Annotated in this window: 22 protein-coding genes; 12 read left to right on the forward strand and 10 right to left on the reverse strand. The window is 45.1% G+C overall.

Annotated features, from left to right (window positions below; translation table 11 throughout):
• Positions 1–136: 136 nt before the first annotated feature.
• Positions 137–352, reverse strand: coding sequence for a hypothetical protein (locus tag EGI32_RS14965; RefSeq protein ID WP_255154961.1), 216 nt, complete (start codon positions 350–352; stop codon positions 137–139).
• Positions 353–547: 195 nt separating this feature from the next.
• The gene (locus tag EGI32_RS14970) at positions 548–685 is read right to left on the reverse strand and encodes a hypothetical protein (RefSeq protein WP_255154962.1); all 138 of its coding nucleotides are present in this window, start codon (positions 683–685) and stop codon (positions 548–550) included.
• A 346-nt stretch (positions 686–1031) separates the two neighbouring features.
• On the opposite strand from EGI32_RS14970, the gene EGI32_RS14975 reads away from it, so the two are divergent.
• A complete protein-coding gene (locus EGI32_RS14975; RefSeq protein WP_255156167.1) occupies positions 1032–6479 on the forward strand; it encodes a T9SS type A sorting domain-containing protein in 5448 nt (1815 codons plus the stop codon).
• A gap of 285 nt (positions 6480–6764) precedes the next feature.
• Here EGI32_RS14975 and EGI32_RS14980 read toward each other — a convergent pair whose 3' ends face one another.
• On the reverse strand, positions 6765–8492 hold the full coding sequence (locus tag EGI32_RS14980) for a S41 family peptidase (protein WP_255156168.1): 1728 nt from the start codon (positions 8490–8492) through the stop codon (positions 6765–6767).
• Between the two features lie 630 nt (positions 8493–9122).
• On the opposite strand from EGI32_RS14980, the gene EGI32_RS14985 reads away from it, so the two are divergent.
• The 5 genes from EGI32_RS14985 (at position 9123) to EGI32_RS15005 (ending at position 11682) form a co-directional block, all read left to right on the forward strand.
• Positions 9123–9419 (forward strand): lysozyme inhibitor LprI family protein, encoded by a 297-nt coding sequence (locus EGI32_RS14985; RefSeq protein WP_255156169.1) that lies wholly within the window; start codon positions 9123–9125, stop codon positions 9417–9419.
• Between the two features lie 128 nt (positions 9420–9547).
• A complete protein-coding gene (locus tag EGI32_RS14990; RefSeq protein WP_255156170.1) occupies positions 9548–9958 on the forward strand; it encodes a hypothetical protein in 411 nt (136 codons plus the stop codon).
• Positions 9959–9983: 25 nt separating this feature from the next.
• Positions 9984–10433 carry a hypothetical protein gene (locus tag EGI32_RS14995; RefSeq protein WP_255156171.1) on the forward strand — a complete coding sequence of 150 codons (450 nt, stop codon included), beginning with the start codon at positions 9984–9986 and terminating at the stop codon, positions 10431–10433.
• Positions 10434–10630: 197 nt separating this feature from the next.
• On the forward strand, positions 10631–11008 hold the full coding sequence (locus EGI32_RS15000; protein ID WP_255156172.1) for a hypothetical protein: 378 nt from the start codon (positions 10631–10633) through the stop codon (positions 11006–11008).
• Positions 11009–11100: 92 nt separating this feature from the next.
• Complete coding sequence (locus EGI32_RS15005; protein ID WP_255156173.1) at positions 11101–11682, forward strand: hypothetical protein; 582 nt, start codon at positions 11101–11103, stop codon at positions 11680–11682.
• Positions 11683–11830: 148 nt separating this feature from the next.
• On the opposite strand, the gene EGI32_RS21415 is transcribed toward EGI32_RS15005, so the two are convergent.
• Positions 11831–12115, reverse strand: a complete 285-nt coding sequence (locus EGI32_RS21415; RefSeq protein ID WP_369681672.1) for a DUF3592 domain-containing protein — start codon at positions 12113–12115, stop codon at positions 11831–11833.
• 179 nt (positions 12116–12294) lie between these two features.
• Positions 12295–13398 carry a TlpA disulfide reductase family protein gene (locus EGI32_RS15015; protein ID WP_255156175.1) on the reverse strand — a complete coding sequence of 368 codons (1104 nt, stop codon included), beginning with the start codon at positions 13396–13398 and terminating at the stop codon, positions 12295–12297.
• A gap of 129 nt (positions 13399–13527) precedes the next feature.
• On the opposite strand from EGI32_RS15015, the gene EGI32_RS15020 reads away from it, so the two are divergent.
• A complete protein-coding gene (locus EGI32_RS15020; RefSeq protein WP_255156176.1) occupies positions 13528–14004 on the forward strand; it encodes a hypothetical protein in 477 nt (158 codons plus the stop codon).
• 34 nt (positions 14005–14038) lie between these two features.
• Here EGI32_RS15020 and EGI32_RS15025 read toward each other — a convergent pair whose 3' ends face one another.
• Positions 14039–14377, reverse strand: coding sequence for a hypothetical protein (locus EGI32_RS15025; protein ID WP_255156177.1), 339 nt, complete (start codon positions 14375–14377; stop codon positions 14039–14041).
• 360 nt (positions 14378–14737) lie between these two features.
• Here EGI32_RS15025 and EGI32_RS15030 point away from each other — a divergent pair, with 360 nt between their 5' ends.
• Positions 14738–14944: a hypothetical protein gene (locus tag EGI32_RS15030; RefSeq protein WP_255156178.1), complete on the forward strand. Its 207-nt coding sequence runs from the start codon at positions 14738–14740 to the stop codon at positions 14942–14944.
• Between the two features lie 55 nt (positions 14945–14999).
• Here EGI32_RS15030 and EGI32_RS15035 read toward each other — a convergent pair whose 3' ends face one another.
• Together EGI32_RS15035 and EGI32_RS15040 are read right to left on the reverse strand one after the other, a co-directional pair.
• Complete coding sequence (locus EGI32_RS15035) at positions 15000–16208, reverse strand: alpha/beta hydrolase-fold protein (protein ID WP_255156179.1); 1209 nt, start codon at positions 16206–16208, stop codon at positions 15000–15002.
• A 63-nt stretch (positions 16209–16271) separates the two neighbouring features.
• Positions 16272–17114 (reverse strand): helix-turn-helix domain-containing protein, encoded by an 843-nt coding sequence (locus EGI32_RS15040; protein ID WP_255156180.1) that lies wholly within the window; start codon positions 17112–17114, stop codon positions 16272–16274.
• 384 nt (positions 17115–17498) lie between these two features.
• Between EGI32_RS15040 and EGI32_RS15045 the strand changes: the two genes are divergently transcribed.
• From EGI32_RS15045 to EGI32_RS15060, 4 genes are all read left to right on the forward strand, one after another.
• Complete coding sequence (locus tag EGI32_RS15045; RefSeq protein ID WP_255156181.1) at positions 17499–19169, forward strand: DUF262 domain-containing protein; 1671 nt, start codon at positions 17499–17501, stop codon at positions 19167–19169.
• A 61-nt stretch (positions 19170–19230) separates the two neighbouring features.
• Positions 19231–19770 (forward strand): hypothetical protein, encoded by a 540-nt coding sequence (locus EGI32_RS15050; protein WP_255156182.1) that lies wholly within the window; start codon positions 19231–19233, stop codon positions 19768–19770.
• A 12-nt stretch (positions 19771–19782) separates the two neighbouring features.
• Complete coding sequence (locus tag EGI32_RS15055; protein WP_255156183.1) at positions 19783–20424, forward strand: hypothetical protein; 642 nt, start codon at positions 19783–19785, stop codon at positions 20422–20424.
• Positions 20421–21236, forward strand: a complete 816-nt coding sequence (locus EGI32_RS15060) for a sensor histidine kinase (RefSeq protein WP_255156184.1) — start codon at positions 20421–20423, stop codon at positions 21234–21236. Before EGI32_RS15055 ends, EGI32_RS15060 begins: the two co-directional genes overlap by 4 nt.
• Here the strand turns inward: EGI32_RS15060 and EGI32_RS15065 are convergent.
• Together EGI32_RS15065 and EGI32_RS15070 are read right to left on the reverse strand one after the other, a co-directional pair.
• Complete coding sequence (locus tag EGI32_RS15065; protein ID WP_255156185.1) at positions 21183–21785, reverse strand: hypothetical protein; 603 nt, start codon at positions 21783–21785, stop codon at positions 21183–21185. The two genes, EGI32_RS15060 and EGI32_RS15065, sit on opposite strands and share 54 nt — an antisense overlap.
• A gap of 152 nt (positions 21786–21937) precedes the next feature.
• Entirely contained in the window at positions 21938–22741 is an 804-nt protein-coding gene (locus EGI32_RS15070; RefSeq protein ID WP_255156186.1) for a hypothetical protein, read from the reverse strand.
• Positions 22742–22775 lie beyond the last annotated feature (34 nt).

The raw sequence follows: 22775 nt of genomic DNA on the forward strand, positions 1-22775 counted from the left end.
TACTCCAGTAATGTTTGCCTTGTAATGATATTAAACACTTTTTGTAAAGGTAAATAAAAAGTTTTCTAATAGAAAACTTTTTAAATGAAACAATGTTTGTTTTTTTGTCGGTATCCCTCGCGATTTTGTTGATCGGTCAGTTAACCCTTTCGCTGAAAGGCGTATCGGGGAGAAACAACAAAACTGCTTTTTCGGCCAGGTCATTTATTGTGCTGTCATCCAGTTCGCCCGAGTTGGTTATGATCTTTTGTATATCGTTCAATGTCACAATATCATGATCGCCCATCCGGCGTATCATTTTTTCTATAATAAAATATATGAACCTTGCTTTATTGGAATTGTATGTTGACATAACCAGTTTTTTTCAAAACTATGGAATGGGGGTGGTGTGGCATGGGGAAAAACAACGGAAGGCAATGGGATTTTTCGGAGAAATAAATGGCCGAATTAACTCAGAGGGGGAAGAAGAGTCAATCCCAAAGTTGTCTTTTTTATCCATTATTCTTACTGTAAAGAAAAAGTATTTGTCAGTTGTTTTAAAATTTCGTCAAGAGTAATTCCAGCCTGCCCCTGTTTTCAGCACATTATATTGGTTGCCCCTTGCTACGGCAATGGTATTGGCTTTTACAGTACCGTTCACTTCCAGCTTTTTGGCCCGGTGGTAAAAGGATGGATCAATGATCATACCTGACCCGGGTGCTCCATAGGGTGTTGGTTTTAAGAAAAGAGGAGCACATTCTTATCCCCTGATACTGTTTTTCATCTACCTGAAAAGCACTTTCATCCACTTTATAGCCGATTTTTTGTAATCAATGATTTCTGCATACTATTTTCTTTTATAAAGCGTTATTCAGTATACCTTAATAAATGCCGGGCGGCGGTAGCCGCATCCAAAATCTAACAATGAAGCAAACCATACTCTGCAAATACCACGGCCGGCGGCCGGCGAAACGGGCATACCCGTAATGCCCGAAACATAACCCACTCTTATCTATCATCACTATACGTTACCTCTTAACCCACTAACCACCATGAGAAAACCGATCAGTTTTTTGAAAGCCAAATGGCAGTTGCAAGCTATTTTTCTGGCGATGTTCCTTTTCATTTTTACAGGCATCAGCAATGCCCAGCTGCTTGGCCAGCAGGGAAATAAATTAGTAGGCACCAACCCCATAGGTTATAGCCCACAGGGGACATCGGTAGCAATTTCTGCCGATGGCAATACGGCTATTGTGGGTAGCGACCAGGACAATGGCAATGTAGGAGCAGTATGGTTTTATACCCGTACGGGTGTAAACTGGGCGCAGCAGGGCCCCAAAATGGTTGCTACAGATGCCGTAGGTGCACCCCACCAGGGCTATTCTGTGTCTATATCTGCCGACGGCAATACGGCTGTAGTGGGTGGCTATCTTGATAGCAACCCTATGGGGGCGGCATACGTGTTTACCCGTACCGCCGGGGTATGGAGCCAGCAGGGCCCCAAATTAGTTGGTACAGGCTCGACCACCGGCCCTATACAAGGCTGGTCTGTCGGCATTTCGGGCGATGGCAATACCATACTGGTAGGTGGGCAGGGAGACAATAATTATGCAGGCGCCGTATGGGCATTTACCCGTACAGGTGGGGTATGGACGCAGCAGGGAAATAAGATAACAGCTACCGGAGGAGTGGGTACCACCGCTTTTGGCCAGTCGGTCTCACTTTCATACGACGGCAATACGGCTATTGTAGGGGCAAAAAATGACAATGGTAATATAGGATCAGCATATGTATTGATACGCTCTTCCGGCGTATGGTCGCAGCCGGCCGGTAAGCTGGCGGGCAACGATGCAGTAGGTCAGTCGTGGCAGGGGATTTCAGTCGGCATGTCTGGTGATGGAAATACCGCCATTGTAGGCGGATACCTGGATAATAGCCATGTGGGTGCCGCCTGGGTGTACACCCGCTCTGGCAACAACTGGACCCAACAAGGCAGCAAACTGGTAAGTAACGATTATATAGGCACTGTACAGCAAGGTTCAACGGTGTCTCTTTCGTACGATGGTAACAGGGCATTGGTAAGCGGCTGGAACGACAATTCCGCCATTGGCTGTGGCTGGTTATATACCCGTACAGGTGGAGTATGGACGCAATCGGGCAGTAAAATGCGGGCAGGGGACCAGGTAGGTGTAGGTAAGCTTGGAGCCGGGTCGGCTATTTCTGCCGACGGCAGCACCGTTATCATGGGCGGCCCTTACGACAACAGCAGCGTTGGCGCTGCATGGATATTTGCTACCTGTACAAGCGCTCCTCCCAAAGCGGCTATTACCGGTGCAGTTTCGCAGGCCATCTGCAGCGGATACACTCTTAAAGTAGCGGATACTTCGGGTGTGGGGCAGTTCATTTCATCTTATAGCTGGAGCGATGGCAGCACAGGACCTAATAGTAATCCTGTTACTGCGCCCGGTACATATACCGTTACCATTACCAACAGCTGTGGAAATACCTCCACCGAATCGCAGGTAATTACTACCGTGAACGCTTCGCCGGCCACCACCATTACCGGCAGTAATTATTTTTGTGCAGGAAGTTCCATTATCCTTGCCGCCAGCGATGCAGCGGGCACAGCAGGGCCGTTAACTTACAACTGGAGCAATGGTAGTACAACAGCCAACAGCAATCCTATCAGTATCGTTGGTACTTATACGGTGAGCATCACCAATGGCATTGGTTGTACCGTGTCGGCTTCGCAGGTAATAACGTCCAATCCCATAACGGTAACTTCTACAGCAGGTGCAGCGGCTTGTTACTCCAGCCTCAGAGCAGCATTTGATGCCATCAATAATGGCATACATACGGGAAGTATCAATATCCGCATTACAGCTAACAGCACCGAAACAGCTACCTGTACCTTGAATGCATCCGGCACCGGATCGGCTTCTTATACAGCTATTTCCATTCAGCCTTCGGGTGGCGCAGCACGCAGTATCGCCTGCGGCTTGTCGAACTTACCATTGATCGATCTCAACGGCGCAGATAATGTGACCATCGACGGGTTGAATACCGGTGGAAACGCCTTGTCGTTTATTAATACCAGTGTAGCTAGCTCTGCAGGAACAGCTACCATCCGCTTTGTCAATGATGCCAGCAACAACACAGTGACCAACTGTACCATCATGGGTAATGCGGCGGCAACGATCGCTTCTACCGGCAACAACGGAACCATTGTTTTTGGCGGGGCAACAACAACCGGTAATGATAACAATACCATTTCATATTGTAACATCACATCGTCAAGCACTACTTCAATGGCCACCCGCCATATTTATGCCGGCGGAACCACCGGGAAAGAAAATGACGGGTTGATCATCGACCACAATAATATCTATAATTTTTTCAGGACAACATTAAGCTCGGCAGCCGTAGATATCAGCGCCGGCAGCAGTGCAGTAGTGATATCGAATAATAAATTTTACCAGACAGCTACCAGGACATTTACATCCGTAAACCTGTTCCATCGTGCCATCAGCATTGATGCGCTGGCAGGTAATGGCTACGAGGTAACAGACAATACCATTGGTTATGCAGATAGCCTGCCAACCGGCAAATACACATTTGCTTTCAGCAATACTGCTTCAACCACAGCTAGTTTTGTTCCTATATATTTAAATGTAGGCACTACTGCTGCCAGCAGCGTGCAGGGAAATACCATTGCAGGCATCACTATAAGTGGTAACAGCTCGGGTTCAGGTACCGGCGCTCCTTTCAAGGGTATTTATGTAGCCAACGGTTTGGTAAACATCGGCCATATAAAGGGGAATATCATTGGCGATACGCTGGCAACAGGTAGTATAACCTATACTTCTTCAGCAACCTCTGTGGCTGATGTGGCGGGCATATTGGTAAACAATACTGCCGGCAACCCGGTAGTGAATAATAATGTGATGGGAGGGGTTGCTGTAAATACATCCACAACTTTTGCAAGAAATTTTTACGGTATCAGGTTGATCGGGACTACCACTTCGTGGCAGTGTGACAACAATATCATCGGGGGCAGCATCGCTAATTCTATCATGGTTACCGCTACCGCTGCCGCAACAAAAGTGAATGGTATATACAATTCAGGCGGAAACGGCTCTTTTACCGGAAATATCATCCGCAATATGACCACCGCCGGCGGAACAGGCACAGGTATAAATGCCGCTATGATAGGTGTAAATCTTTCAGGGGCCGGTAGCCAGGCGCTTTCGCAAAACCAGGTATACAATCTTTCCACTACCACTACTGCCACTACGGAAGTGCTGGGGATAGAAGTGAATAGTTCAGCTACCAATACGATAGAGCGTACCCTCGTGTACGGATTGAATTCTTCTGCTGCTTCAGAGGGAGCAACCTTAACAGGCATTCGTATCGATAACGGAACGGGGCTGTATAAAAATAATATGATCTCTGTGGGAGCCAATGTCAATACCCCGGTTAATATAACAGGGTTCAACGAAACGGCAGGCACCAACAGCTTCCTGCACAACAGTGTATATATAGGAGGTGCCCCGGCCACCGGAGCAGCCACTATTTACAGCGCAGCATTTTCAAGTACACTTACCGCCAACACCCGCAGCATTCAGAATAATATTTTTGAAAATGTGAGAAACAATGCGGCAGGCGCAACCAGTAAACATTACGCTATATCATTAGCCGGTTCAAACGGGCTTACTATTGATTATAACCTGTATCATTCGGCACAATCGGGCGCTATATTCGGCCGCTTTAATAATGCGGATATTACCGACCTTAATGGTTGGAAAACCGTCACAGCCCAGGATGCAGGCAGCAACTCCGGCGACCCTTACTTTAAGGATCCCGCCAACACTGTAGCTGATCTTCGGATCAGCGCAGAAATTGAACCATCGCTGGTTGATGGCAAAGGCACCAACGTTGGGATAACAGATGATTTTGACGGACAGTTACGGTCTGCTTTAACGCCTACAGATATTGGTGCCAACGCTTATATACAAACAAGGTGCACATGGACCGGCGCTATCGATACCTTATGGTCGAAGCCGGGCAACTGGAGTTGTGGAATAATTCCGGTGGTTACTTCCAACGTATACATTCCTTCAGCGGTAACCCATATGCCATGGGTAGATATTACCGATGCCATCTGTAATAACATCGACATTGCAGCAGGGGCCGTATTAACCATCGGCACCGGCAACATGCTGGAAATAAAAGGCGCCGCCACCAACGCAGGTACTTTTACAGTGCCGGGCAAAGCCAAATTCTCTGGCACCACACAAACCATTCCCGGTGCGGCATACGCACAATTGGAAATAGACGGTGCTTCGGCAAAAACATTGCTGGGGCCAGTAAGCATTGCCAATACACTTACCCTTACCAGCGGAACTTTATTGCTGGGAGCATTTGATCTGCAGGTAGCCGCCAGCGGTAGTATCACCGGGGCCAATGCATCTTCTTATATCGTTATCAACGGAACGGGTGCATTGAAACAACAGGGAATTGGTGCCGCAGGCAGAACAGGGGCCATCAGCTTCCCTGTAGGATCGGCCAGTTCCTTTACCCCTATTTCCATCAACAATACCGGAACAGCCGATGAGTTTACTGTACGTGTAATCGATCATGTATTTGATGCCTATGATGTAAATGATGTTCCAACAGGAACGGTACAGCTGACCAGTAATGTGGACAAAACATGGATAGTGAAAGAAACCGTAGCAGGCGGATCGGACGTAACGCTCGGCTTCCAGTGGAACAGTGGCGATGAGCTGCCGGGCTTTATGAGATCGGGTAGCCGTGCTTCTCATTACACCGGCAACTTGTGGATGCCAGCACCTGTAAGTGCGGCCACAGGCGTTGGTCCATACAGTACTTCATTAAGCAATGTAACCACGTTCTCTCCTTTTGGAGTGGGCAATACAAACAGTGCCCTGCCACTAAGGTTGCTGAGCTTTACAGGAAAAGAAGTACCTGCGGGAATTTCACTGCAGTGGTCCACGGCCAATGAAATAAATACTGCCGGCTTCGACGTGGAACGATCTGTAGATGGCAGTGGTTTTGTTGCCATCGGCGATGTGCCGTCGCAGGCTGGCAACAGATACGCTTTTGTAGATGACAACATGGGAGCAGGCACGCAATATTTTTACCGGTTGAAAATGCGTGACAGGGATGGCAGCTTCACCTACTCTTCGGTGGTATCCTTTACAGTATCAAATAAACCCTCCGGCAAATTTCTTGTATATCCTAACCCGGCAACGGGCGACTACCTCTACATAAAACCAACCGGCAGCAATACGACCGCCCAGGTAGCCATAGTGGACATGAACGGCAGAAGCTGCTACAGCACTAAGCTAACGGCTAACACCATAACCAACGGCCGCCTGCAGATTCCGGTGAACCAGTTACCCGCTGGTGTGTATGTGCTGAAGATCTCGGATAAAAATGGAGAAAATATACAGGTGACGAAGTTTACTGTGGTGAAATAGAAATGAGATGTATAAAATAAGAACGATTGCATCTATGAGGTTTAACTAAAACCTTGTAGATGCAATTTTTTTTATCGGGGGTTTAATTATTTTACCGTAACCACACGCATGATCAAAGAATATGCGCTACCTGGTATGGAACCGGCCGGCCGGTGTTATTAAGACAAAAAATTTGTATGTAGAAGGCATCGATATACACCCATTGATGAGCTCTGTATTTTACCTGTGGCCCTCGTATGATTATGTGACTGATTTTACGACCAGCAGATAAGCTATTGTAAAGCATTACCGCTTCAACAATCCCATCGCCGCTTCCAGCACTTCATCCTTCCCTTCCGCAATACCCTGCGTAGTTTCCACCACCTTCACATCGCGTTTCACCCCCATTTGCTGCGAAGGCGTACCATCGCGGTAGCTCACGTGCCTGCCCGAAAAGGTAAGGGTGTAACCGCCGGGTATGGGCATGTTGATGATGTCGCCATCGGCGCCGGAGGTTTGGGTCCCCACGGTAATCGTGGGGCCGCTGGCCTGGAGGATCATGCTGATGAGCTCCGATTGGCTGTGGGTGTTTTCGTTCACGAGCAGGATCAGTTTGCCGGTGTATGCTGGCAGTAAGGGCGGCTGATTGACACCGCTAAAAATATCATACTCGTAATAAGCACCCGGGTAATGAGGGGCATGCGCCAGCAACCTTACAAACGGCTGCAGCTTGCGGCCCAGGGCCGGGAGAAACTTATTATAAAAAACCGCCTGCGTGGCATAACAGCGCAGGTCGAGCACAATGGCTTTTTTGTGCTGCAGCATCAGCTGTAGTACCGAGTCTACGGGCCGGTCGTCGTTGCTGCTGTTGTAAAGGATAGAGAGGTTGGCGGCGTCTAACCAGGCTATGTCGTTGCTGATGGACTTTAGCACAAAATCGTTTTTGGTGGTAGTGCCGTTGCCGGTCTCCCGCTGGTACAGCTGGGTAAGCGTGGCCAGGTAGGCGGGGCTGGCCTGTTGCATCAGCAGCGGCTGTTGTACCAGCTTACCATAACGCAGGATGCCGGTTTGTACCAGGCTGTCGAACCCGCGGAAGGGCAACAGCAGCCGCATGGAACTGAACAGTGCCCTTTTTTTATGGTTGTTGGAAGCTGACACCAGGGCATCGTAGTCCTGCAGGGCTTTTGCCACCGGCTTGTTGCGCACGGTAAGGATCCGGTCGCCAATGTGGATATCCTGCCGCATGCAGCTGGCCGTATCGATATAGTCGGTCACCACCATGGTATCGCCCGCGAAGCGGAAAGCAAACGGCGGAAAATAACTGCCATACAGCAGCGAGGATTTCTTCACCGATACAATGCCGCCATGCGAATCGGTGATGGCGGCGTTGAGCTGCAGCAGGTGCTTTTCAAACACAGTGGGGGCCATCGGTTGTGTAAAAGCGGGCAGCTGCTCGGCCAGCACCTTATCCCACGGCTTTTTCAGCATGTAGGCATACGGATAAAGATATTCGATGGCATTCCAGTAGCGGGCAAGCGCCAGCAGCTGGTAAGGCACGGATGGGTAGCTGATATTTTTATAAGCTGCTTCGGCCGGGATATCACCTTCGTGAAAATTCTCGGGCAGGTAGCGGTGTACCGTATCGGCATAACCCTGCAGGCGGAGCTGCCGCAGTTGAAGGCGCACATCGGTTGGTAAAAGTTTGTCGGTATCGATCCAGCCGGTATGCAGGTTGCGGGTAAACAAACCCGCGGTACTGTACTTCGCCTTACCGGCAGGCACGGCCCCAAGTTGTTGCCACATGCCCGACAGCACCGCCTGGAAAGTTTTGGTATCAGGGGCTTTCAGGACTTTATCAATATTGGCCAGGAACACGCTATCCGCATCCACCTTTCCCGACCCCATGGCCGGGTGATAATATTTGGCAAATCCCCATACTTTAATATAACCCGCAAGGCGGGAGGTGGAGGAGGTTGTTTGTGCAGCAGCCATGTGCATGCACAGTACTGCTAAGAAGGAGAGGAGTGGTTTCATTGGGTGCGAAGATAGGAAGCGGGGGGTAAAAATTATGGATGCTTGCAACCATACCACAAAAATCATCTGATCAGCAAAGGTTACATTTATTCAAAGTATCAAAGAATAGACAACATTAATTGGGTTATAAGGCAATTCAAAAATGCTGACGAATGAGCGGCAGTTAGCTAAAGGTTTTGCAATAGGGTGGCTGATGAACAAATGCTCAACTTCCATATTTCTATTTAACTTAGTACAAAACCCAACTGACCTTTCGCAATTGCCACACAGCATCGCAACGCCACCGGACGTTAGCGGCAATGTGAAAAGACACACCTTAAAAATTTAAAGTGACGAAAAAGCTATTACAAAATTTATTTCTGACTTTCCTGGTTTCGCTTTTGCTGACAGGGCTTTTTTATTCAATATGGTTCAGTTCTAAACAAAGAGGTTTTTAGGAAGGCCAGGCAATGACGATTTTGTTTGCAGTTGGAGATCTGTTTCTAAACATAATTTTGACCCTTGCTTCTTTACCGGGTACTGGCGGACTGTTTATTGTCAGTAAATTTAAGCGAATGAAAAAATAATTTTCCACCATAGGCAATAGCTGCCCATTATGCTTTATCTCTCAAACCTTTAAATAATCAAAGCTTGAAAAAAATAATACTGATTATAACACTTTCTTTTTCCGGGATAGTTGCGTTTGGACAAACTCAATTAGAAATGAACTCTGAAGCTTTTGCGGCATATCAAAAAGCCGATTCTGAAATGATCATGGTGTACAAAAAGGTATTGAAAAAGTTAACTGATACAAAGCAGAAGCAAGCGTTGATACAAACCCAAAGAAATTGGATAAAATATAAAGAAGCACATTGTAAGGCTATTGCAGATCTATATGAAGGAGGTTCAATGCGGGGAATGATTTACAGCGATTGCCTGAAAACGTAGACCAATGAAAGGAAGAGAAATCTGGAAGTTTATTTCGAGAATAACTAAAAGTTGAGGTCGGTGACCGAATATCTATCAGCAGCTGTACCACTACTATGCGATACCGGGCTTAACTAAATTCTGTTTGGATGTTAGTAGTTAACTTAATCATTAGTTTTAACTTAAAAAAAATAAAATCAATATTTGTATGCTTAATGATATTTTCTTTTAGTAATTCTTTTTCGCAGAAGATCGAAGGAACTTATAGATATGAACCTGTTTCTAAAAAAGGGGCGTTTGAAATAGAGATTAAAAATGATTCAACATATATCTTAAAATCGAATACCGACCCTAAGATATATCAAGGAAAAGTGACGAGGAAAAGCCGAAAATTCTATGCGCTGATTCAATATGATAGTGTCGCAAAAAGCTATGTCGAAAATATTGTGAAAATCACCCGGACAAGAATGTTTTATTATGGTTACAAACAGATCGGGCCAGGAGAATTTAGTAAAAAACCAATTAAAGCATTGGAACTCAAAAAAGTTGAATTCTATTAATAAATATTATAACACCAATAATTTTATGACAAAAGAAATCTGGGAGGAAGTCATTAGAGATGGTGCCTATGCGCATGAGTTAGATTGGTATGCAATAGACAACAAAGGCCACATAGGAATGTTTTCGGCAATAATGAATGCACCCATTCCAGCCAAAGTGAAACAATCTTATGATAATTATATCGGGTTAAAACAGCTGATCAATTCATTACCAAAATCAACCTCTTTTGTTTTGACAACGGCTGACCCCCGTAATGTTTCCCACTGGACCTCTTATGCAGAAAAAGGATTGTTCGCTTTTGACTTCGAGGACGTACACAGGCTGACTGCAAAAAACCAATATGACCTGATTGCACGGCCGGTACTACCGTTGAATTTCGGTGACGTGAATATTCCTGCAAAACTGTTGGATGCGTTAGTAAAACTAGATTGCGACTTTTTAAATGGGGACCTGAAAAGTGAAATTATAGAATGAAGAATGTTACAAAATGTCAGCTTTGCGGCAAACCGGGGCCGGAGAAGTTAGTATCAGCCAATTGCAAAGCCGGGCATTGGTTCGGCACTTAACAAACATCTCCGGCCCGGCAACGTTATGCGGCATTCTAAAATGACATGTCAATAAAAAATGAATAGAAATAATTGGACTGATAACGCAATTTTACCCTGCACACTATGAACATAGATGATCATTCATTTCACGACTCACTAATTTTGGGAGTTACCGAAAATACGCAAGACCATTATCTTGACTTCGTGTTAGATTTTCCCACAAATTGGGAAGACAATATATTTGAACAAAGAGTGTTGAGATTTACCGACGTTACATTTTATGGTATTGACGAAATACCATTTTTTGGACAACCTGCAATTTCGGAGATTATCAATATGGGACAGGTAACTAAAAGCTGGGGAACAAAACGAAATCGTATTGAAGCCACAAAGACAAAAATAGAAATTCAAACAAATGCAGGAACTAGAATAATTGAGTTTGGGGAGTGCTTCTTTATGGAAAAACCCGATATCGACAAAAATCTTCATGATGACAGATAAAACGATCAGGAACATAGCGATCATTACTATGGCGACCACACTTTTTGGAATGCTTGAAGCCTATCCGGTTGTATTCACTCTTTAAAAATCTTATGATAGCAAAAACAAGCAAAACAGGAGTCTTAATACTCGCTATTGTAGCCGGGGGCCTGATTTATCTGAACTCCAATGAAAACGATGACGGGATCGGCTTCATGCTTTTTATTTTGTTGTTAGTTGCAGGATTGATCATACCCATTGTCATCCTGCTATCCGATATGGTAAAGGTCAGCACCACAAAATCGATCCGGAGTTTTGTACCTACAGCTATTGTAGTAATAATAATCAGCAGTACTCTATATACATTAAACCATATGAATAAACCAGGCGACATACCTGTCCTTATTCAGGCGGGATATAGTCCGGGCGTTGGGGGATCTGGCCTGGTATTACGCACAGACAACACCTACGAGTTTTTTAGCGGTGCATTAATAAGTTCACACAGCACTCATGGAACTTATACCATAAAAGACAGTTTCATTTTTCTCGACCGGGCAAATATTGACAAACTTCTGATTTCTGATAAACTATTAATAAAGAGCGATGCTAAGATCATCTATCAGATAGATTCCAGCGGAAACCGGATAGAACATTCAACACCATTTTTTATTAACAAAGACATCCGGAAGAATTAGGGTTATGCCCTTTCCCCAGGCAATGCAAGTGATAAAGTTTAAACTTACATATTACCCGTTTTAGGTATGGATGACTACAATAATTGTTGCTCCGCTTTTGCAGTCTATTTTAAGAAAAAGAAAGGTTGTATGCCGGTAAATGCCCCCCTCATTTCAAAAAATGCTGTGCCACATAATATCCCCCGCCAATCACAATCAGTGGCATGGCTATAGCCATCAATGCTACCGTCCAGCTGAAGACGCCGAAGTAAGTGAGTACTTTGGCCGATGATGGGTTGTTCATGTCGTACACTATGGTAGTTTCGTCTCCTACCTCCCAGCTGGATGGTGCCGTGGAAAAGGGGTACCGAAAAGTGACTTCCCTGTTCGCGTTTGTTTTAAACCGGAAGATGGGGGTATAGCTGGTACCGTCTGAGTCCGTTTTTTCAATCAGTTCAACTACCGTTGCTGTAGTTCTTTCGTTATTTTAATGAAAGCCAGCGATCCTTTAAAAAGGTAAAGCGAAATGCCCAGCAGGATGATGCCGATGGTTAGTGAGATCGGGTACAGCATGGTTGATAACAGTTTATTTTACAACAAATGATATACAATGTAGGCTTTGCGCAGCGCAAATCAAAATGGCTGCCTGGCCGCCAGGTACGATTGAATGAAGGCGGTGTACTTCTCTATATTATCGGCGTAAAACCCGCGGAATACTTTTACGATCTTATTGTTCTTGTTGGTAAATACAATATGCGGTATGGAGGTAAACCCAAACTGTGCCCGCGTTTTGGCCAGGCTGGCAGCAGGCACCCGCAATTGGCCCCAGGGCATTTTCTCTTCCTGCATCGCTGTTTTCCAGGCTGCAGGATCCTCATCGATGGAAACGTTGATCATGGTAAGTTTTGATGGATCGGCGCTGTGGTAGATCTCTTTCAGTTGTGGTATTTCCTGGCGGCAGGGGCCACACCAGCTGGCCCAGAAGATGATCATTTTCAGGGGGCTGTTGTTGTTTTCAAACAGGTTGACAGGTTGCAGATGATCATTTTCAAAAATAATGGCGGCAGGCAGTTGCCCGTCTTCGGGAATATTACCGGCAAAGTCTGTTATGAGTTTCGCCATTGGTGAGGCTGCTACCTTGTTGTTGAAGAGGCTGATAAACCGGGTGAGTTCTTTTGGGGAGTAAAAAGATTTCCAGTTGTTTATTTCCGAAAGGAGGTAGTAAGAAGAGGGATGGTCTTTAATGAGTTCATCCACCCTTTGGGCGTTTTTAGAGAGCACCACTTTGATGGCTTTTTCTTCAAAGAACAGATCGTTCTCCGGGGTTGGTTTAATGTGCAACCGCTGAAACCTGGAGTTGAAATCGCCGGAGATCTCCAGCGAGTCGTAACTGAGCATGAAGCTGCCATTACCAAAAGTATCTTTCGCGGTAGTTCTGCGGTAGTTGATGAGGTGCAGGGAATGCTGTTTGTTGGTTTGATCAAAATAATAAATGCTGGCCTGGAACGGGGTTTGAAAAGCCGAAGTATCCAGGGCAAAATCAAACACACCGTTTTCTACCGTGGCAGAGTCCAGCAGCTTTTGCCAGTAGTGGGCATCGGTGAGGTATACTTTTTTGAAAGGGAAATTCCGGATGTTGCCATGAATTTTCATTTGCCGCTCGGCGGGTGTGGTGGTACACGAAAAGAGACATACAATGGCCAGGAGGCAAAAGAACAGGCAGGGTTTGGCGGGCATAAGGTTGATTTATACAATGCGGGTAAATGCTACAATATAGAGAACAATTGGAAAAATTTTGCCGGCGGCACCTGGTTAAACACAGGAGTTAACAAAATATTATTCATCTTTATTTATCAATATAAAATTATGAGACCCTTTCTGCTGCTGGTATGTTTATCTTTTTCGCTGGCCTTAACAGCCCAGACAAAACAAAAAGCCGAAGCCGCATTTGTGGCCGAACTCAATGATATCATCCGGCACTCCACCCAACAGCACTGGGCTTTTGAAGGAGAAAAGATGACGGTAGATACTGCCTATGCTATCAGCAAAGCAGGAATATTATCGGTAACCATCAGCTATCGCAAAGAAGACGGTGCGGTAACCATTACCCGTACAGAAGCGCCGGTAAACAAGATCCGCCGGGTGGCCTACGACCTTTACCTGATACTTGAATTTGATGGGAAGGAAGTAAGTACGTATACGGCCAATAATGGCAGCACCGTGCTGAGGGCCACCGAAAAGACAGACTATTTTCATATCGGGGCGCCCTTACCGGAAGATATGAGCAGGCAGGCAAGGCTGCAAAAGTTGCTGGATGAAGTACAGAAGTATTACAGAAAGTAAAGCAGGTTGATAAGGTCCCCCCAACCAAACAGCATCATTTCCTCATCACCCTGTTTTCCACGGCATGTTCCCTGGTGAGGCCTATCTCATCGGCATATACTGTTTTTTTCGCCACCCAATGATGCGATATATTTCCATCGGCATCTATAAACCCTTTTTTCGACTCCGCCCTCACCGGAATTTCAATGTCTACCTTATCCTTGCCGGTGGGGTTGTGGGTAATGGCCGTTACCACGCAGGGGTAAGTATCGTTGTTTACATAACACACAAAATATTCGCCGCCCACTACCAGTTCGGGAGCAGTACGTTTGTTGTAATGAAGGGGCTTTATGTCGCCCTTTACTTTTTCTCTGCCAATAACGCTGTGTATCATGTCGGCAAGGTAAGGACAATCTATGATGTATGATGTAAGATCTATGATCTGGGTTTCTCACGACTGGAGAGGAGTTACTGAGATAACAGCATACTTCAAGAAATGTATGATCTATGATGTAAGATCTATGATCTGGGTTTGTCACGACTGGAAAGGAGTTACTGAGATAATAACATACTTCAAAGCGGAAGAAATGTATAATGTAAGATCTATGATCTGGGTTTGTCACGATTGGAAAGGAGTTACTGAGATAACAACATACTTCAAACCAAAAGAGATCATAGATCATACATCATAGATCATACATCTTAATCTGGCATACTTTAGGATACATATTGATTTCACGTTAAACATCTCATTATGACCAATCCACAACAGCACCCCCAGCCACCAGCCCCGGGCACCGGCCCCGGAAAAAGCGGTAAAGAAAATGCGGATATGGACAGGGATACTACCGCCGATGCCGAAGTAGACGGCGACCTGGCAAAGGGCGAACCCAACCCCGGCGAGCCGGCACCTGCCAGCGATGGTACAGGCAAAGACAAAGAAGAGGATGCAGGCAGGTAGCACAGCTTTTGCGGCCTTTACAAGTGCGGGGCGATAGCGTTAGGATTACAACTGGCTAATGCCCTGAACTGCCCGTTGATAATCCCTTCAGCCGGTTCTTAAACCCTTCCTGCAACGATTGGTACCGCTTCGTATCGTATCTTTCTTTTTGCTTGGCCAGTACTTCCAGGCCTTTTTTATAAGCAGCTTCGGCGCCGGTTTTATCACCGCCATCCTGCATTATTTCGCCCATGCTGTCGTATAGGTTGATGTTGTCGGGGTGCAGGGTAGTGCCCCATTTCAGCAGCGCTATCGCTGCTGCTTTTTGGTTGCTGTAAAAACAGTTATAAGCCATCGTGTTCACCTGGTCTGCCAGCGGCAGGGCGATGCCCGCCCACGCGGTTACAGGTTTATAATACGCCTTTACCTGTTCGATAAATACAGCCTGTGTATCTTTAAAAAATGACATCATTGTTTCGTAAGGCAGGTTGAGCTGGCTGTCGAGCGCTACGAGGCCTTTAAAAAAACCTTCCATGGGTGTAGTGCCATGGCTATGATTATCCATGTTTTTGTATTCCCAACGCAGTCCTGGTATATTTTTTTGTACGAGCAGGCTGTCTATTTTACCTGCGCCGATTTTAAAATTGTCTTCGTAATTATCGCCGTTGCCATGCGCCAGGTAAAAGAACTTATGGTCCATTTTTTCTTTTGTGGCCAGGCTGTCGAATTTATGCACGAGCTGCAAATTATCAAACTGGTAATTGGGGCTGATGGATATCGCGGCATTGAACAATTTTGGATCGTTGAGCATACAGAAAGTAACAAAAGTACCCCCCAGCGAATGGCCCAGCCCGATGTTATACGGAATGGTACGGTATTTTTTCGCGATGAGCGGCATCACTTCGCTGCCCAGGTGCTGCGCCAGTAATGGAGCGCCGCCACTCTTTTGAAAATATTTCACGCCTGCGGCAGTCTGCGGCGCGGGCGTAAATTCGTACTGCCGGTTGGTAGAGGCAATGCCCACCACTATGAGCGGTTGAATATATCCCTGTGCCGAAAGGTACCGCACCGTAGCCGTATAAAAATTAAAAAAATCTTCCGACTGTGCATCGAATAAATAGGCCACCATGTACCGGTTATCCGGCTTATCGTAATACTCATCCGGCAAGGCTATCTTTATTTTCCTTTCTTCATTAAATACTTTCGAGGCAATGGAGATGGTATCTACCCGCTGGCCGGTTGCCAGGTTGGAAACAAAGAGGAGTGCCAATAATAATCTGAACATACGTTACTTTTTTTACAAAGTAAAAGCTATGGAAGATCCTGAAATTGTAAATTTCAGCCAAATTTAATAATACTGGAAAAAAAGTCCGGCTTCCGGGTGTGTGGTTATTTTTTTGAAGAAGGTTCCCGGGTTGAGGCCGGTGATCTCCTTGTACACATTGATAAAATACGCCTGGTCGTAAAAATTGCTTTCATACCCCAGGGCGGTCAATGAAGTGAAGCGTTCGTTCAACACTTTATTATTCATCGAGTGGCGAAATCGGGCGATCTTCCGGAAGCCTGCGGGCGTAATGCCTATCAGCGATTTGAAATGCCGGTCGAATGTGCGGCCGCTCCAGCCAAGCCCCGCGGTAATATCGGTAATGGGTTTCTCTTCATTGAAATCGGCCAGTTGCTGCACGGCTTTGCTGAAGGCCGCAAAGTTTTTTACCGGTGCAAAGATGCCAAGTAGGAAGTTCTCTAAAATATCTATCCTGTTGTTGTTATCATCAGTAGCATAAAAAGAGGTGATGAATTCTTCGAAGCCTTCCTCATCTTCCCATTCGGTAAATAGTTGGGAGCTTTTGGTGGATACATCACTAAACGGTTTTTTAATAAAATGATTCAGCCCGAGCGGTTTAAAAAGGATGGTGATCTTATCCAGCTCACCTGCAAGTTCCACAGCCAGGGGCTTTTTGCGCATGCCCTGTAGTATCAGCGGGTAGTTATGGGCTGCAGATCCTTTTACGGCAATATGATGATCGCCCATGTGAACATCTACATTTTTGTGAATGTTCAGCGGCGTTATCATGGAAGGGAATACGTAATAGCGGCTGCTGAAAGCTGCATCCGTAGTTTTTAAAAAATAATAGCGGTCGATGAACGGCTGCAATAATTTGCTTTGCGGAAAGTAGGTAATGATATCCACGTGTGGGGTAATTAGGTTAACTGCAGTATAAAGTTAGTGATTATGAGGATGGTAATTTCCTATTCCAATATCCTTCCTACTTACGGTAACCCAAAACACAGCCGTGCTACTTTTTTAAGTTAGAGGGTTAATATTTGCAGGTATCAAGAGGAATTGTTAGTATTGTTATACCGTAACCTTATGTCTTCCACTTAGCTGCAATTTATTTTCAATAACACATGGTTGGTATTTGCGAAACTATTGATGGTTTTGCTGTATTTTTTGAGTATGCCTCCTTGACACAGCTTTCAGAAAAAATACACGCAAGTTGGTAAAGATGTAAATTTTGTAAATAGGAAATTTGACTGAAGCCTATTCTAAACATTTTGATAAACGATACGTAAAATGAAAAATTCAAAAGAAAGTTTTAGAAAATTTGTTAGTTATTTAAACAATACAGATCAAGATGGGGGGTATTGGCTACCTAATATACAACGTCCTTTTGTTTGGAAAGAAGATCAAATCGAGAGACTTTTCGATAGTATTTTGAGAGAATATCCGATCGGAACACTTTTAGTTTGGAAAACAAAAAGCAAAATCAGGCGTAGAAAATTTATAGATAATTATAAGCTTGATATTAAATTAACTGATTTCTATATACCGGAGGATGAAAAACAAAAAATGCTTGTACTTGATGGGCAGCAAAGACTTCAATCATTGTATATTGGGCTACTTGGAAGCTACGAAAAAAAGGAACTTTGTTTAAACATTTTAAGTGGTGAATTAGTTGCCCCAGAAGATATTCGGTATAAATTTAAATTTATTGCCGATCAAGATATTAAAGCTCCCTGGTTTAAACTAAAAGACATTGTATTTAGCAATAAAGAATATGATGAGACCGCTGAATTACTAAAGTCAAAATTTGACACCCCTCTCACAGAATTAGAAAACAAAAAAATAATTAGGATTGTCGCAAAATTGACTCGCATTTTTGGTACAGAGGAAAATTTAGTTTACCAGGTAGTAGATAGCGTTGACAATTCAGATCTTTATACCGAAGAGGATATCGTTGAAATTTTTATTAGGGCAAATTCTGGGGGAACTCCACTGGGAAAATCCGACTTGTTATTCTCACTACTAACTTCATCGTGGGAAGAGGCTGACGAAAAAATGGAGGATTTGTTGGAAGATCTCAACAAAACAGGATATTCGTTCAATCGGGATTTTGTTCTAAAAACTTGCCTATCTGTTTTTGGTAAAGGGGCTGCTTATAAAGTAGAAAAATTTAGAGATATTAAAACCCGACAAAGTATAATTGATAATTGGACAAATATTGCAGATGCAATTCGAGACGTAAAAGATTTTATTTATGGAAAGACATTCATAAAGACCGATGCAACATTACCATCTTATTTAGTTTTGATTCCTTTAATATACTTTAGATATCATTATAAAGATAAATGGAACAAAGCGATAAATATTCAACACTATTTATTAAGGACACTTTTAGCCAGTGCCTTTAGTGGTAGCCCTGATGTATTAATTGATAAATGCACAAATAAAATTAACGAGATCAATGGGTTTGACCTAAATGAAATTTTTGGGGTTATAAGGGAAGCCGGAAGAAATCTTGAGATTTCAAAAAACACCATTTTCCAGACTTATTATGGGTCAAAGGAAATTCATCTTCTTTTTAATTTGTGGTATAATTTTAATTATCAACCTTCCTATTCACAAAACAAACCTCAAGTCGATCACATTTTTCCTCAAAGCCAGTTAAAAAAAATCAAAGATGAGAATCCAAGTACAGGAAGATTTGATTTACTTAAATATAAATGGTGGGATAGAGATCAGATCGGGAATTGTATGTTGTTAACTGCTCAAGAAAATGGAGCAAGCGGAAAGACAGATATCTTGCCCGAAGTTTGGTTTTCTGATAAATCAAACACTTATCTTGATTTACATCTGATACCCAAAAATAAAGAGTTATGGAAGGTTGAGAACTTTGAGTTATTTGTTGAAGAACGAAAAAAACTTATTGAGCAAAAATTTGCAAGTATATTAATAAAACTCTGATGGTTTCCGGCGCTATCATCACTAGTATCAATATGATTTTATAACAACTCAAACCCTGCCCATGTCAATTCCAAAATTAGATCCGTTAAAACTCCCTCCCCAAACCGGTGTACTCACCACTGCCGATGCAAAGCAACGCATGGTCAACTTTAAAAAACTGATGCTCAATTTTTATAAAGATGAAAGCGGTAAGATACCCCGGGGAACGTTTATCCCGCTGGACGATCTGTCGCAGATCGTGAGCATGGCCAAAACCATCACCAGCATTACCGAGGCGGGTACAACCCTGGTACAGCCGATCAACATCGTGGGTGTACGGGCTTATTTTACCTTTCCGCTTCCCGAACTGGAAGTGCTGGGCCCCGGCAATAAAATTGACGCGGAAGATTACCCGGTAGACCTGATACTCGTGCCGGTATACCAGCATCAGAAAGACACCAGCGTACCCGGCGTATGGGATAAGAACGAACTTACCTACGACCTGGTGGCACCCGTTACAGCTAAAACAAAATCCACCGAAATCGTTGACGAGAAATCTTCCATCTACGATATCACCCAGCCCTGCCCCAAACTATGCGATACGGATAAAACACTTTACTGATACCGCAAGGCTATGAAACCTGAATACATTTTCATGAATGTGGCCGCTCCCGCATGTATCTTATTGCCGGTGGCGATGGGGGCAGTGCGGTACCCGGCCCTTCCAAAAGAAGCCAGGGTACTGCTGTGGTACCTGCTGGCAAATGCGGTCATCAGCATCGCATCATCGGCGCTGGCCTTTTATCATCTTCCCAACACGCCGCTGTACCACGCCGGCACGGTAGTAGAAACGATGCTCATGCTGTATTTTTTTTATGAGCTCTTCCGGCAGAAGATTTTTGCAACATATATCCTGTGGGGTATCATATTGTTCCCGGTTGCAGGGCTGATCAACAGCCTGTTTTTTCAGCCCATACTCACCTTTAATTCCTATACACTTTCGCTGCAATCGTTGCTGATCATACTTTGTTGCTTTTTATACTGGTGGCATAAGGACGAGGATATACAGCATACCTGGCCGGAAATACCGCTCAACTGGTTCGTGAGCGGGCTGCTGTTGTATTTCTCCAGTTCGTTTTTATTGTTCACATTTTCCAATATGGCGCTCGAATATGTGTCTGTAAAAAACTTCATCCTCATCTGGAACATTCATGCGGCATTAAGCATACTGATGTTTATTTTTATCAGCATCGGTTTCAGTAAATATAAAAAATGAACGACAGCTTTTATCTCCTCATCGTTATCAGCGTAGCCGGTATCGGTATGATCATCACCGGTTTCATATTGCTGCAGGTACGCCACCAGAATAAGTTGCTGCAAAAGCAAAAACAGCTAGCCGCTGCGGAAATACTGCATCAGAAAACATTGTTGCAGGCAGTCATCACTTCGCAGGAAACGGAACGCAACCGTATTGGCAGCGACCTGCATGATGAAGTAGGGGCCGTTTTATCATCACTGCGTATGCTCATTGAAAAACATGCAGCTGCGGAAACTTCCGAAGCAGCAGGGATTTTTACCCGGCAATCTAAAAATATGATCGACCAGGTGATAAAAAATGTACGGCAGATAGCACACAACCTTTCGCCGCATATCAGCGGCAATTTCGGGTTTCACGATGCCGTGCATGAACTGTGTGATACAGTGAACCGTACCGGCGCTATCAGCGTTTCGCTTGATTTTTCAGAAAAAAATATACCGCACCGCATGGGTAACAACACGGCTATGGCGCTGTACCGTGTGCTGGCCGAACTCATTAACAATACCATCAGGCATGCCAGAGCCGGCAGCATCCACATCGGCGTGGTGGCTGCCGGTGAGGGCATGCAGATCAGCTATCGCGATGATGGTACCGGGTTTGAATACGGCACCTCTGCCAGCGGCATGGGCATCAAGAATATCGAAAGCCGGCTCAACATGATTGGCGCCAGCTGGGCCATCCCCCCGGGAAATGCCAGGGGGTTTGCCATCAGCTTATCAGTCCCTTCTGTTGATACTGACACCGATGGCAACGTGCTGGTTATCGCCTGACCTCGATGCTTCCCGGGCTTTTACGTCCAGGTTTGTCCAGTCGCCCGTTTTTACCGCCCAGTCGAGGTCCCATTTGGAAACACCCCCGCCCATGAACAGGATGTCATTTTTAAAGTTTATTTCCAGCTTCAACAGTGGCTCATAAGTTGATCGGTTGAAATCGCCGATCCACAGTGTTGGCACATCGGCATTATTGCCCGTTAATACCAGGAACCTTTCCACCGCATGTGCGAGCGCCTCTGTAGCATATTTTTTGTTGCCCGATTTCAAATGAAAGAACACCACCCGTATGTTCACCTGCGGTACCTGGAAGGTTACAAACGGCCGCACTTCCTGTACCGCTTCATCCAGGTCCCTGGCAGCGGTGATGAGCCGGCCTTCGTTTTCGCGGGTGCTCACGGTCATGGCGGGTTTGGTATGGCTCTGGTAATTGGTAATAAAACCTTCTTTTTCTACCGAACCTTCCGCCAGGCAGATGATGTCAAAATTTTTGTACGGGATGGCGCCCCAGTTGCCGCCGCCGCCTTGGTTCATATATAAAATATTCATGGCTGTTTTTTTTAATTAAGGTGAATAATGAGCAGTTAAAAATTTCCGGTGCCCGGATCCATACTAAAGCAGCTACCCAAAAGTGCAGTTAGTCACTTCATTGTGGAGGTAATTGTCGCAAGTGTTCCAGGTCAATAATTGTTTGCATTAGTTCATTTGCTGCCGGCATACTTTGCTTTTACGGCATCTATTTCGGTCTGGTAAGCGGCTATATTGGCAGTGATCATATTTATCATTCCAAGCAGGATAGCCGCGTTCTGCGCAAAGCTTCCGCCGGCAATAGCGGCATTATATTTTTGCTGAAGGGTAGCCTGCGTTGTTTTCAGCTGGCCGATAAGCTGCTGGTGCTGTGCTATAAATTCCATATCCTGCTGCTCCTGCGCTTCTTTAAAGGAATAGATCAGCTCATAATTAAAATAGATAAGCATAAGCGCTTCGCTTTTGCCAAAAGTTTGCACATCCACTCTTTGGGTGCAGGCAAAAATATGGAGGGTAAGGCCAGGCGTCAGCGATTGGCGAACGGTAGCGGTTTTATAGCCGGTGTCGTCGTTGCTGGCAAACATACTAAGTATGCCGGCCACGCTGGCGAGGGCAGCCTGTGTGGCAAGCTCTTCAAGCCCGGCAAAAGCGGGTGCTGCTGCCGCCCGGCCCTTTGCATCCACGGTAGCGCCCTGCGGCACGTTACCATCTCCAAAAATACCGGCCGCAATGGCTTTCACCATAGCGGTAATGATATCGGCGGCAGATTCGTTTGAAAACTGCAGGTTGGTAAACTGTCCCACACTCATCGGCTGCCTGTCCCACCCGTTGGAGCTGTAAAAGTTATCGGTGCCTGCGTCAAATGTGGCCAGGTCGGTGCCTGCTTTGGCAAGCAGGGCGGTTTTTGCCTGTGTAAGAAATGTGTTGAACTGCCCGTTCTGGCGGAGCAGCTGTGCTACAGAAGCTGTTTGTCCCATGACATAAATTTTTTAAGGATGAATAAATAAACCA

It is taken from the genome of Ferruginibacter sp. HRS2-29 (assembly GCF_024343615.1).
In the GTDB taxonomy this organism is placed as follows: Bacteria; Bacteroidota; Bacteroidia; order Chitinophagales; family Chitinophagaceae; genus Ferruginibacter.